Here is an 11,687-nt window from a genome sequence, read left to right as displayed (position 1 = left end):
TTGCAGGGCGGGCATTTGCTGCCTATCCTATGCGGCCGTGCGAGGGTTTCAGGTGGGGCACCCTCGTCATCTCAGAGCAGACTATCTTGGCGATTCCGTTCTTCCGCAAAGGGCCACAACCGCAGGAGCCTGCGTCCGGTAACAAGTCCGGCGCACGCAGCGGTAAAGGCGATCCAAGTACCTCGACCCTCGACTTCACTCAGGGCGATGCGCGCGCACTTGCGCTCGCCGCGGGGAAGATCCATGTCGACGAGTTGTCTGACGCCGACCACCCGGCCGTTGAAGAGGCCGCCATTCTGTTTGCCAACGCGAATGACGAAGCCGCCGCAATGGTGCTTGAAGCCGCGCTGGATGAAGGCGGCAGCGGCAACGAGACGCTCTGGAACATGCTGTTCGATCTGTACCGCCTAACTGGCCGGCGCGAAGCATTCGATCAGCGCGGTGTGGCTTACGCCGAACAGTTCGGCCGCTCGCCGCCGATCTGGAGCGATGCGGATGATGCCGCCAAAGCGCCCAAGCCCAGTTCGCGCGACGCCACGCCCTCGGTCAGCCTGACCGGTACGCTGGGTGCCGCGGTCGGTCCGCAATTCGAGCAGATTTCAAAGATCGCGACCAAGGCCGGCAAGCTGCGAATCGACCTGGGCAAACTGCGCGGGGCGGACGAAGCGGGCTGTGAAGTGCTGGTGCATGGTCTGCAGAATTTGCGCCGCGCACGTGTCAGCGTCACGCTGTTGAACGCGCGCAACATGCTGCCGATGATTGAAGGTCACGCGGTGCAGGGGCGTCGCGAGGGCCAGGCGATCTGGCTGATGGTGCTTGAGCTCCTGCAGGCCCTTGCCGAAGCAGACCGCTTTGAGGAAGTTGCCCTCGACTACGCGATCACCTTTGAGGAGTCGCCGCCCTCTTACGAAGCGCCGCCTGCAGATGCTGTTGCCAAGGCCAAGGAGTCCCCGACTGCGAGCATCCCCAGCCTCGAGTTGGTGCCGATCGAGGAGGAATCCGCCAGCTTCGTCATGGAAGGCGAACTGACCTCGGCCCAGGCCGACGCGATTCGCAAGCTCGCGAGATATGGCGCAGACCGCACGACGGTCGAGGTTGATGCGAGTCGGCTCAAGCGCATGGACTTTGTTACCGCCGGTAACCTGTTCAATGTGCTGGTTCAGTTCCAAGCCCAAGGCAAGCTGTGCGTCTTCCGCGGGCTCAACGCCATGGTTGCCGCGCTGCTGCGCGTGATGGGCGTGCATCAGGTGGCAACGATGGAGTTGCGCCGCATCTGATTGGCAGGGCCTTTTTCGGTCCTTGCGTTTCGCTCCGCCGCCCCCACACTGGTAAAACGGGCCGGGGTCTCCGGCTGCTACCGGAAGAGCCATGGAGCAATATCACGGCACCACGATCCTGTCGGTACGTCGCGCAAACCAGGTTGCACTGGGCGGCGACGGGCAGGTCACCCTCGGCAATATCGTCATCAAAGGCACGGCACGCAAAGTGCGCCGCCTTTTCCACGGCAAGGTCCTTGCGGGTTTCGCAGGCGGCACGGCCGATGCCTTTACCCTCTTCGAACGCTTCGAAGCGAAACTGGAAAAACACCAGGGCCACCTGATGCGCAGCGCAGTTGAGCTCGCCAAGGATTGGCGGACCGACCGCATGCTGCGCCGACTCGAGGCCATGCTGCTTGTCGCCGACAAGGAACACACGCTGGTGATCACCGGCAACGGCGACGTGCTGGAGCCTGAACAGGGCCTCGGAGCGATCGGTTCGGGTGGCGCGTACGCTGAGTCCGCTGCGCGCGCACTGTTCGAGAACACCGAACTGCCGGCTGACGAGGTGGTCGCAAAGTCGCTCAAGATTGCCGGCGACCTCTGCATCTACACCAACCAGCACCATACGATCGAAACCCTGGAGTGGTGAGGCGGCGCCGCTGTGCGCTTTCTCGTCGCCGACTTCTGAAGGGCTAAGCATGACCCAGATGACCCCGCCGGAGATCGTCTCCGAACTCGACAAACACATCGTTGGCCAGCACCGCGCCAAGCGCTCGGTCGCGATTGCCTTGCGCAACCGTTGGCGCCGCGCACAGGTGGATGAGTCCCTGCGCCAGGAAATCACGCCGAAGAACATCCTGATGATCGGCCCGACCGGCGTCGGCAAGACCGAAATCGCGCGCCGTCTGGCGCGGCTGTCGAACGCGCCCTTCGTGAAAGTCGAGGCAACCAAGTTCACCGAGGTCGGCTACGTCGGCCGTGATGTCGATACGATCATCCGTGACTTGGTGGAGATTGCCGTCAAGGATGCGCGCGAAGTGGCTATGCGCCGGGTGCGCGCGCGCGCTGAGGACGCGGCGGAAGACCGCGTGCTGGATGTGCTGTTGCCACCCGCGCGCCCGGTCGGTTTCGCGACCGAGGTGGCGACGCCGGAGGACAGTGCGACCCGCCAGAAATTCCGTAAGAAGCTGCGCGAAGGCGAACTGGACGACAAGGAAATCGAGATCGAAGCGAGCGTGCAAGGCGCTACCGCCGAGATCTTCGCGCCGCCCGGCATGGAAGAGCTGACGCAGCAACTGCAGGGCATGTTCCAGAACCTGGGTAACCAGCAAAAGAAGCTGCGCAAGCTGAAGATCCGCGAAGCGCTGAAGCTGCTCGCGGACGAGGAAGCCGCGCGCATGGTGAACGACGAGGAAGTGAAGCTCGACGCGGTGAAGAACGTTGAGCAGAACGGCATCGTGTTCCTTGACGAGATCGACAAGATCGCATCGCGCTCGGAAGTCGGCGGGGCCGACGTTTCGCGCCAGGGCGTTCAGCGTGACCTGTTGCCGCTTGTCGAAGGCACGACCGTCACGACCAAGTACGGCATGATCAAGACCGATCACATCCTCTTCATCGCAAGCGGCGCGTTCCATCTGGCCAAACCGTCGGACCTGATCCCCGAACTTCAGGGGCGTTTCCCGATCCGCGTTGAGCTGGACTCGCTCTCCGTTGAAGATTTCGTTCGCATCCTGACGGCCACTGACGCCTGCCTGACGCGCCAGTACCAAGCGCTACTGGCGACCGAGGGGGTTGCGCTGGACTTCGCCGAGGATGGTATCCGTCGGCTCGCCGAAATCGCCTTCCAGGTGAATGAGAAGACCGAGAACATCGGCGCCCGCCGGCTCTACACCGTGATGGAGAAACTGCTCGAAGAGATCAGTTTTGACGCGGGCAAGCCTGGCACCGAAAGTTTGCGGATCGATGCCAGCTATGTCGATGGCCGGCTCGAAACCCTGGCTGGCAACGAGGACCTCTCCCGCTACGTGCTCTGAGCGGTGGCGCTGCCGGGCGGGCCGCCGCCCGGCGCGCGTTCAGAGTGCGCCGAATATCTTCTTCGCCAGCGCACCGGCCGCGCTGGCGGGGTTCTGGCGGATCGCCCGCTCCTCTTCGCCGATCGCGGTGTACAGCCCGTCGAGCGCCTTGCGCGTCACGTAGCGGTCGATATCGGCATCCTCGGCCTTGACGAGGCCAAAGCCGGCAGCCGTGCCGGCCAGCGCGTTGTACTGCTGGGCGAGGCCGATCTTCGCCGTTGCCTGCTTCACCGTGGGCGTGAAGCGCGCAGTCAGTGGTTCGGCCGTCTTGCTACGGAAGTAGCGGGTCACGGAGTCGTCACCACCGGTGATGATCGCCTTCGCATCGGATACGGTCATTTGTTTCACCGCGCTTGTCAACAAAGGTAGCGCCTGCGACACGGCATCTTCCGCCGCGTGGTTGATCGCGGCGTGCAGCGCATCCACTTCGCCGCCCTTGCCCGCCAGACGCATCACGCTCTCGGCGCGACGCAGGCCTTCCGGCAATGGAATCTGCAACTTCGGATTGCCGTAGAAGCCATCCTTGCGGCCAAGCTGGCCCACAGCCGCCGCGGCGCCCTGTGTGAGCGCCTGACGCAGGCCTGCGCTGGCATCCTTGTCGCTGAACATGTCGAGCCCGCCGGCGAGGGCTGAACCTGCGGTGACAAGGGCGGTCAATGCAGTGACAATCGTGCGTCTGGCCAGCATCGCGAACTCCAAACAATGAATCGAATCTCCAAGCAGCTTAGCATCGTCGCCTTGTTTGCCCTGCTCGCGCTCGGCGGCTGGTTTGCGTTCGGTCGCGAGCGCCCGGTGCCCGACGTGGCCGTGACACGCCTCGATGGCCAGCCGCTGCGCATGGCTGACTTGAAGGGCAAGGTGGTGCTGGTGAACTTCTGGGCAACCACGTGCACCACCTGCGTGAAGGAAATGCCGCGCATGGTCGATACCTGGCGCAAGTACGCACCGCGCGGCTATGAAATGGTTGCGGTAGCGATGCAGTACGACAACCCGGACTGGGTCAAGGACTACACCCGACGCACTGGTCTGCCGGTAACAGTAGCGATCGACCGGAATGGCGACGCGGCAAAGGCCTTTGGCGACGTGCGCCTCACCCCGACCAGCTACCTGATCGATCGCAAGGGGCGAATCGTCGTGCAGTATCTCGGCGAACCCGGCTGGGACGCGTTGCACGCGCGCATCGAACGTCTGCTTACCGACCCAGCCTGACGCATCTACGAATCGTCGCGCATGCGCACTGGGGTATTCTCGACCCCCATGCCAACTGAATTGACGATAACCCGCATGGCGGGTGGACTCGGGCTTGCTCTGTTGCTTGCCTTGAGCCCCGCCCACGGCGTGGAACCTGCGCCCCTGACGGCCCTGCAGCAGAGTGACCCCGCAGCCACCCTGCATGCCCTGGTCGAATCCCATTTTGAGCAAACGCTCGAGCTCGCGCCTTTGCTGGCCACCGCGATCGGCGATTCGCGCTACGACGACCGGCTTGGCAATCCGGCCAGCCTGGCCGAGCGTGCCCGTTTCGCGGCGCTGCAGCAGCGTTCGCTGGCCGCTGCGCGCGCCCTGCCGCGCGACCGGCTCTCAACGGCGGATCAACTGACGCTCGACGTATTCATCGACGAACGCGAAAAGACGATCGCCGCGCTTCGGTTCCCCGAGCACCTGATGCCGATCACGCAGCTCAACAGCATTGCGGTGGATCTTGCTGTGCTGGGCTCGGGGGCCGGGCAGCAGCCCCTGGCGACGGTGGCGCAGCATGAGGCATGGCTGGCGCGCGCCGCGGAGTTTCCTGCCTGGGTCGACAGTGCGATCGCCAATATGCGCGAAGGCATCGCGCGCGGCGTCACGCTGCCACGCCGTGCTGCGCTGAAGGTGCAACCTCAGCTCGACGCGCTTGCGGTGTCCGATCCTCAGCAAAGCGTTTTCCGCGGCGCGATCGCGCGCTTGCCGGCCGACCTTCCCGCGGCGGAACGCGCGCGGCTGGAGGCGGCCTACGAGGCCTTGATCGGCGAGCAGTTGCTACCCGCCTACCGCAAGCTGGCAACGTTCTATGCCCGCGAATACGTGCCTGCTTGCCGTACGACGGACGGATGGTCTGCGCTGCCCGATGGGCAGGCGTGGTATCGCGAGCGGATTCTTGCCAATACCGGTTTGAGTTTGCCGGCTGAGAAGATCCATGCGATCGGGCTCAGCGAGGTTGCGCGTATTCGTGGCGAGATGGAGCGGGTGCGCATCAAGGTCGGTTTCAAGGGCGATTTGGCGGCCTTCTTCCGCCACCTTGCGAGCGATCCGCGCAGCTATCACAGCACGCCCGAAGCGCTGTTGGAAGGTTTTCGGGAGATCAAGCGGCGTGTCGATCCGCATCTGCCAGAGCTCTTCTCGCAGCGCCCGAATGCCGACTATGAGGTGCGCGCCGTCGAAGCCTTCCGCGCCAATGCGTCACCCGGTGCGTTCTATCAAATGCCGTCGGAGGATGGCAGCCGCGCTGGCATCTTCTATGTGAATACGCACGACCTACGCGCGATTCCGGTTTGGGGCATGGAGACGCTGTCGCTGCATGAGGCTGCGCCCGGGCACCACTTCCAGATGTCGATTGCGCAGGAGTTGGGTGGTCTGCCGCGCTTCCGCCGCTTCGCCAACGACAACGCCTACGTCGAGGGCTGGGCGGTCTATGCCGAGACGCTGGGGCATTCGCTGGGCTTGTTTTCCGACCCCTACCAGTGGTTCGGCAAACTCAACGACGAAATGCTGCGCGCCTCACGCCTGGTGGTGGATACCGGGCTGCATGCGATGGGGTGGTCACGCGAGCGTGCGATCGCCTACATGCAGCAGAACCAGTTGATGTCGGATGGCGACGCAGTGATCGAAGTCGAACGCTACATGGCCGACCCGGGGCAGGCGCTGGGCTACAAGCTGGGCCAGCTGCGTATCCTCGCACTGCGCCACGAGGCCGAGCAACGCCTTGGTGCGCGCTTCGATCTGCGTGCCTTCCATCGCGAGGTGCTGGTCGACGGCGCACTGCCGCTGCCGGTACTTGAAACAAAGATCCGGCGCTGGATCGACAGCCAGGCGGCAATCTGATCGGTCGCCGCGAAGTGGCCGTCAGTGGGTTCGGCGGATGCTGCCGTCGTCGGCGATGTCGATCCCGCCTGGGGCCGGGCGGGCGGCCGGTGCGCCAGCGGGCGCCGCTGGCTTCTGTGCCGGAAGCGTCACGATCTTGCTGCGCTCCGGATCGAGCGCGCGCTGGTCGTGGTCGGCCGGGCAGGGTTGGTCCGTGTAGCTGATCTTGCCGCGCTTGACACACTTGTGGATGCCGGCGCCCTCGGGCTGAGCCGGTTCGATCGGGATTACGTCGCGCGGATCGGGCAAGCGCGATACATCGGGCTTGGCGCGCCAGTAGGTCGCTTCTAGTTGCGGGCGCGGGTCGCCATGAACCAGCGAAAAGAGCCCCACGATCGCGATTGCGGACAGTGTGAACAGAATCAGGAAGATGCGCACGTTATGGGGCGCCGACCGGCTCGGTTGCCGATCTGGCCAGAGGGCAAAGACGCGATGCTAACGAGCTTGCGTGACAGCTGTCGGTGGCAAGCTGCACGGGCCGCAATCATTCCGCCGAAGTGTTGATCTCCGGCAGAAAGCGTTCGAGCAAGCTGTTCAGGAAGCGCTGGCCCTTGGCGCTCGGGCGCAGGCGTTCGCCGTCCGGTTCCAGCAGGCCGTCGCGGCGTGCCTGCACCAGCGTGGCCTCGATGGCCGCCAGCGGCAGGCCGGTTCGCTCCGCAAACAGCGCTGCTGGTACGCCATCGGTCAGGCGCAGTGCATTCATCATGAATTCGAACGGCAGGTCTTCGGTGCCGACTTCTCGCCGCTCCTGCACTGCCGAGCCCTTCGCGACACCGTCGAGATAGGCGTTTGGATGCTTGTGCCGCATCTCGCGCACGATGCCCGTGTGTGACGACAGCTTTCCGTGCGCGCCAGCGCCGATGCCCAGATAGTCGCCAAAACCCCAGTAATTCAGATTGTGGCGGCAGCGGTGACCCGGCTGCGCGAAGGCGGACGTTTCGTAGTGCTGGTAGCCGGCCTGTGCAAGCCGGGCCTCGATCGCCTCTTGCATGTCGGCGCCGGTATCGTCGTCTGGCAGGTCGGCCGGCGGGTTGGCGCCGAAGGCAGTGTTCGGCTCCATCGTCAGGTGATAGCAGGAGAGGTGCGGCGGCTTGAAACCCAGGGCGGTGTCGACGTCGGCGAGCGCCTGCGCGAGCGACTGCCCGGGCAGCGCATACATCAGATCGAGATTGAAGGTGTCGAAATGCTTGGCGGCCAGCTCAGCCGCCCGGCGCGCTTCGGTGCCGCCGTGGATACGGCCGATGCGCGCGAGGAAGGCGTCATCGAAGCTCTGGATGCCGAGCGAGAGCCGGGTTACGCCGGCACTGCGGAAGTCCGCGAAATGGCTGGCCTCGACGGTGCCCGGGTTGGCTTCAAGCGTGATTTCGCAATCGCCTGCAAGCGGCAGGCGCATGCGAATGTCGCCCAGCAGGCGTTCGAGCCCTGCGGCGGAAATCAGGCTCGGCGTGCCGCCGCCGATGAAGATGGACTGCACCCGGCGACCCCATACCTGCGGCAGCGAGGCCTCAAGGTCGGCGATCAGCGCGTCGAGGTAAGCCTGTTCGGGTATGCCGTCGCGCACCGCATGCGAGTTGAAGTCACAGTAGGGGCACTTCTGCACGCACCAGGGGAAATGCACATACAGCGACAGCGGTGGCGGTGCGGCCAGCTGCGCGCGGGTGATCGCTGGCGGACGGACGACGAGCGGGATAATCCGGCGTTGCGACATGCCGCTCACGGAAGGACTGAATCAATGACTGCGACGGCGCATCGCGGCGTTGCGGCGCGCTTGCTCCCGCGCCTATCCACTTGATATCTCTTGATCGCTGCGCGCGCCGCACCTTGCCTTGCATCCGTCTCGCTCACCTATTCAGACCTTCCTTAGTCGGCGCTGCGCTTGAGGCGATCGAGCAGGTGACGACAGGCCGCGCCGCGGTGCGAGAGCGTGTTCTTCAGCGCCGGATCGAGTTCCGCGGCGGTCTGCCCAAGATCCGGCAGCAGGAACAGCGGGTCGTAGCCGAAGCCACGCTCACCGCGAGGCGTGTCGATGATCTCGCCATGCCATTCACCGTCTGCGATCAGCGGTTGCGGGTCATCCGCGCTGTGCACCAGTACCAGCACGCACACATAGTGCGCACGGCGATCGGCAACGCCAGCAAGTCTCTCGAGCAGCAGCGCGTTGTTGCGTGCGTCCGACTTGGGCTCGCCGGCAAAGCGCGCAGACTGCACGCCGGGCGCGCCGCCGAGGGCCGACACACACAACCCGGAATCGTCCGCCAGCGCCGGCAAGCCGGTGTGGCGCGCTGCGTGGCGGGCCTTCTCGAGCGCGTTCTCGACGAAGGTGCAATGCGGCTCCTCGGCCTCCGGCACGTTGAAGTGCGATTGCGGCAGCACTTCGATACCGAGCGGCGCGAGCAGCGCGGAAAACTCCCGCAGCTTGCCGGCGTTGTTCGAGGCGAGGACAAGTTGTTTCATCGTGGAAGGCTCACGAAAAGCATTGATTGGGATGCTGGCGCGGTTGCCCGTTCGGGCACCGTGCCTGGGGCGCGGCGCAGAGCCAGGGGCGCCGCCCTGGCACGGACCGGGACAGCGGGATCAGGCGGCCAGCGCGCGCCCTTGTGCTTCGACCAGCTCGCCGATGCCGCGTTCCGCGAGCGCCAGCAGCGTGTCGAGCTCGGCGCGCGAGAAGGGGGCGCCCTCGGCGGTACCCTGCACTTCGACAATGCCACCCGATGCGGTCATCACGACATTCATGTCGGTGTCGCAGTTCGAGTCTTCCGCGTAGTCGAGATCCAGCACAGGCTGGCCATCGACGATGCCGACCGACACCGCCGCTACGCGCTCGCGCATCGGGTTGGCGGGCAGCTTGCCAGCGGCGACGAGCTTGTCCAGCGCCTCATGCAGCGCCACGCAGGCACCGGTGATGGCGGCAGTGCGGGTGCCGCCATCGGCTTGCAGCACATCGCAATCCAGCGTGATCTGGCGTTCGCCGAGTGCCTTGAGGTCGACTACCGCGCGCAGGCTGCGACCGATCAGGCGCTGGATCTCCTGCGTGCGGCCACTTTGCTTGCCCTTGGCTGCTTCGCGGGCGCTGCGTGTATGCGTGGAGCGCGGCAGCATGCCGTATTCCGCCGTAACCCAGCCTTCACCCTTGCCGCGCAGGAAGGGCGGTACGGATTCCTCGACGCTGGCGGTGCACAGCACCCGCGTGTCGCCGAATTCGACCAGTACCGAGCCTTCGGCGTGGCGCGTGAAGCCGCGGGTGATGCGCACTTCGCGCAGGGCGTTGGCCGAACGGCCACTCGGACGGGTGCTGGTCATTTGGTGTACTTCCTGATCGCGGAGTTGATTTCTGCGATCGCGCGCTCGATGTCGTCGTCGCTCAGTTCGCTGTTGGCGGGGGCGGCCTGGCCGGCGGCAAAGCCTTCCATCTTGGTGGTGAAGCTGTCCATCGGCATCGTCATTGTCGAGATCGTCGTCGGCGGCGATTCGGCGAAATCGTCGTGCCAGGTCATGCCGACGATCGACAGATTGTCGGCCGTCGGGCCGGCCAGCACTTCGGCGCGGTTCATCAGCTTCGGCAATGATTCGAGGATGTTGCGGGTATCGACCTCGGCAATCGCCTCTTCCGCGCCGACCGGGCCCCACACGCCGTCGGAGCACAGCAGCAGCGTGTCGCCAGCGTACAGCGGCGTTCGGCGCGAGAACTCGATCTGTGGCGAGTGCGTGCCACCCAGGCAACTGAAGATGCGGTTGCGGAACGGGTGCGTGGCCTGCTCGCCTTCCTTGATCAGGCCTTGCTCGACCATCACCTGCACGCGCGAGTGGTCGCGCGTGTGGAAGGCGACGCGGCCGTCGCGCAGCAGGTAGAGCCGCGAGTCACCCGCGTGCGCCCAGTGCGCGAGGCTGTTCTGCACCACGCAGGCGACGATGGTCGTGCGCGGCGGATCGGGTAGGTTCTTGTCGAAGGCGTAGTCGAGGATCGCGTGATGGGCGTTGGTCAGTGCGCGCGAGAGGAAGAGCATCTCGTCCTGCAACTGCCCGCGCGCCTCGCGCTGGAAGCTCTCGGTGATGTACTGCACGGCGATCTGCGCGGCGATCTCGCCATGCAGATGGCCGCCCATGCCGTCGGCGACGACCATCAGCAGCGCATCGCGCGAGTAGCAGTAGGCAATGCGGTCCTGGTTGGAGCGGCGCTTGCCGGGCCGGCTTTCCTGATAGATGGTGAATTTCATGAGCGCGAGATAAAAGACCGAAGTCGGGTGCCGAGAGTGCCGATCCAGGTTGCGGCCACCACATCACCAGGATGCGGCTGACGAACCCGTCGTGCGAGCGCCTTTTGCAGCGCATACACGCTTTGCGGGCGCTCCAGCGGATCGAGTTTGAGACACCAGTCGATCGTGTCCAGGAGTTGGGCGGAGTACTGCTGCGACCAACGCTTGCGCGCCGGTTCAAGCTGGTCTTTCTTGATGCGTTCGTCCGAGCGCTGCGGCGGCGCACCGGAAAGGCAGGCGTACATGCTGGCGCCGACCGAGTAGATATCGCTCCACGGCCCGAGGTGTTCGCGGTCGCGGAACTGTTCCGGTGCGCAGTAGCCGGGCGTGTACATCGGCTTGAGCATCGGCGCGTCATTGAACAGCGTTTGCCGTGCCGCGCCGAAATCGAGCAGCACCGGCGTGCCGTCGTTGCGCAGGTAGATGTTCGACGGCTTGATATCGAGGTGCAGCAGCTTGTTCGCGTGCACTTCGCGCAGGCCGTTGAGCAGCCGGGTGAACACGCCGCGGATGAACTTCTCGCGGATGTCGCCCTTGTTCTTGTTGATGAAGTCCTGCAGCGTGCGGCCGCGCTCGAAGGCCATCACCATGTAGACGGTGCTGTTGGCCCGGAAGAAGTTCAACACGCGGACGAGATTGGGGTGGTTCAGGCTCGCCAGCGCGCGGCCTTCCTCGAAAAAGCACTTCATGCCGTAGCGGAAGGCGGCCTGGTGCTCGTCCGGTACGCGCGGCTCGATCTCGCCGTCCTTGCGCAGCGCCAGCGAGTTCGGCAGGTATTCCTTGATGACCACCGGCATGTCGTCCGGGTCGGTCGCCAGATAAACGATCGAAAAACCACCGAGGCTGAGCTGCTGCTCGATGCGGTACTGCTCCAGCTGAAAGCCGGATGGCAACGGGCAGTTTGCTTGAGCGGGCATCGGGGCGCACGTATCATTCGGCGAAAGGGCCTTGATTTTCAGCTTTTTGTCCCACCCCTGCAATTCGGC

Annotated in this window: 12 protein-coding genes; 5 read left to right on the top strand and 7 right to left on the bottom strand. The window is 64.8% G+C overall.

The genetic code is table 11. The features are described from left to right. The first annotated feature begins 86 nt into the window (after positions 1-86). The 3 genes from HH302_RS09245 (at position 87) to hslU (ending at position 3,292) form a co-directional block, all read left to right on the top strand. Entirely contained in the window at positions 87-1,277 is a 1,191-nt protein-coding gene (locus HH302_RS09245; protein WP_172201562.1) for an STAS domain-containing protein, read from the top strand. A gap of 91 nt (positions 1,278-1,368) precedes the next feature. After that, positions 1,369-1,908: an ATP-dependent protease subunit HslV gene (gene hslV / locus HH302_RS09240; protein WP_172201560.1), complete on the top strand. Its 540-nt coding sequence runs from the start codon at positions 1,369-1,371 to the stop codon at positions 1,906-1,908. Positions 1,909-1,957: 49 nt separating this feature from the next. After that, positions 1,958-3,292 (top strand): ATP-dependent protease ATPase subunit HslU, encoded by a 1,335-nt coding sequence (gene hslU, locus HH302_RS09235; RefSeq protein ID WP_172201558.1) that lies wholly within the window; start codon positions 1,958-1,960, stop codon positions 3,290-3,292. Between the two features lie 39 nt (positions 3,293-3,331). Here hslU and HH302_RS09230 read toward each other — a convergent pair whose 3' ends face one another. Next, positions 3,332-4,018: a DUF4197 domain-containing protein gene (locus HH302_RS09230; RefSeq protein ID WP_172201556.1), complete on the bottom strand. Its 687-nt coding sequence runs from the start codon at positions 4,016-4,018 to the stop codon at positions 3,332-3,334. 15 nt (positions 4,019-4,033) lie between these two features. Here HH302_RS09230 and HH302_RS09225 point away from each other — a divergent pair, with 15 nt between their 5' ends. Next, entirely contained in the window at positions 4,034-4,540 is a 507-nt protein-coding gene (locus tag HH302_RS09225) for a TlpA disulfide reductase family protein (protein ID WP_172201554.1), read from the top strand. 75 nt (positions 4,541-4,615) lie between these two features. Further along, a complete protein-coding gene (locus tag HH302_RS09220) occupies positions 4,616-6,409 on the top strand; it encodes a DUF885 family protein (protein WP_172201552.1) in 1,794 nt (597 codons plus the stop codon). Between the two features lie 21 nt (positions 6,410-6,430). Here HH302_RS09220 and HH302_RS09215 read toward each other — a convergent pair whose 3' ends face one another. The 6 genes from HH302_RS09215 to HH302_RS09190 form a co-directional block, all read right to left on the bottom strand. Then, positions 6,431-6,826 (bottom strand): hypothetical protein, encoded by a 396-nt coding sequence (locus HH302_RS09215; RefSeq protein ID WP_172201550.1) that lies wholly within the window; start codon positions 6,824-6,826, stop codon positions 6,431-6,433. 106 nt (positions 6,827-6,932) lie between these two features. Then, positions 6,933-8,156 (bottom strand): radical SAM family heme chaperone HemW, encoded by a 1,224-nt coding sequence (hemW, locus tag HH302_RS09210; RefSeq protein WP_172201548.1) that lies wholly within the window; start codon positions 8,154-8,156, stop codon positions 6,933-6,935. Between the two features lie 152 nt (positions 8,157-8,308). Then, entirely contained in the window at positions 8,309-8,902 is a 594-nt protein-coding gene (gene rdgB, locus HH302_RS09205) for an RdgB/HAM1 family non-canonical purine NTP pyrophosphatase (protein WP_172201546.1), read from the bottom strand. Positions 8,903-9,022: 120 nt separating this feature from the next. After that, a complete protein-coding gene (gene rph, locus HH302_RS09200; protein ID WP_172201544.1) occupies positions 9,023-9,748 on the bottom strand; it encodes a ribonuclease PH in 726 nt (241 codons plus the stop codon). Then, entirely contained in the window at positions 9,745-10,662 is a 918-nt protein-coding gene (locus tag HH302_RS09195) for a PP2C family serine/threonine-protein phosphatase (RefSeq protein WP_172201542.1), read from the bottom strand. The genes rph and HH302_RS09195 overlap by 4 nt, the downstream gene beginning before the upstream one ends. Continuing rightward, positions 10,659-11,618, bottom strand: a complete 960-nt coding sequence (locus tag HH302_RS09190; protein ID WP_172201540.1) for a serine/threonine-protein kinase — start codon at positions 11,616-11,618, stop codon at positions 10,659-10,661. Before HH302_RS09190 ends, HH302_RS09195 begins: the two co-directional genes overlap by 4 nt. Positions 11,619-11,687: the final 69 nt, after the last annotated feature.

The sequence above is a fragment of the Niveibacterium sp. COAC-50 genome (assembly GCF_013184235.1).
GTDB classification, from domain to species: Bacteria; Pseudomonadota; Gammaproteobacteria; order Burkholderiales; family Rhodocyclaceae; genus Niveibacterium; species Niveibacterium microcysteis.
This window is presented reverse-complemented; position numbering and strand designations above follow the sequence as displayed.

Excerpts from the sequence above, each read along its gene's own strand:
- hslV (WP_172201560.1), top strand. The coding sequence starts at position 1,369 with ATGGAGCAATATCACGGCACCACGATCCTGTCGGTACGTCGCGCAAAC.
- hslU (WP_172201558.1), top strand. The coding sequence starts at position 1,958 with ATGACCCAGATGACCCCGCCGGAGATCGTCTCCGAACTCGACAAACAC.
- HH302_RS09230 (WP_172201556.1), bottom strand. The coding sequence starts at position 4,018 with ATGCTGGCCAGACGCACGATTGTCACTGCATTGACCGCCCTTGTCACC.
- HH302_RS09225 (WP_172201554.1), top strand. The coding sequence starts at position 4,034 with ATGAATCGAATCTCCAAGCAGCTTAGCATCGTCGCCTTGTTTGCCCTG.
- HH302_RS09220 (WP_172201552.1), top strand. The coding sequence starts at position 4,616 with ATGGCGGGTGGACTCGGGCTTGCTCTGTTGCTTGCCTTGAGCCCCGCC.
- hemW (WP_172201548.1), bottom strand. The coding sequence starts at position 8,156 with ATGTCGCAACGCCGGATTATCCCGCTCGTCGTCCGTCCGCCAGCGATC.
- rdgB (WP_172201546.1), bottom strand. The coding sequence starts at position 8,902 with ATGAAACAACTTGTCCTCGCCTCGAACAACGCCGGCAAGCTGCGGGAG.
- rph (WP_172201544.1), bottom strand. The coding sequence starts at position 9,748 with ATGACCAGCACCCGTCCGAGTGGCCGTTCGGCCAACGCCCTGCGCGAA.
- HH302_RS09195 (WP_172201542.1), bottom strand. The coding sequence starts at position 10,662 with ATGAAATTCACCATCTATCAGGAAAGCCGGCCCGGCAAGCGCCGCTCC.
- HH302_RS09190 (WP_172201540.1), bottom strand. The coding sequence starts at position 11,618 with ATGCCCGCTCAAGCAAACTGCCCGTTGCCATCCGGCTTTCAGCTGGAG.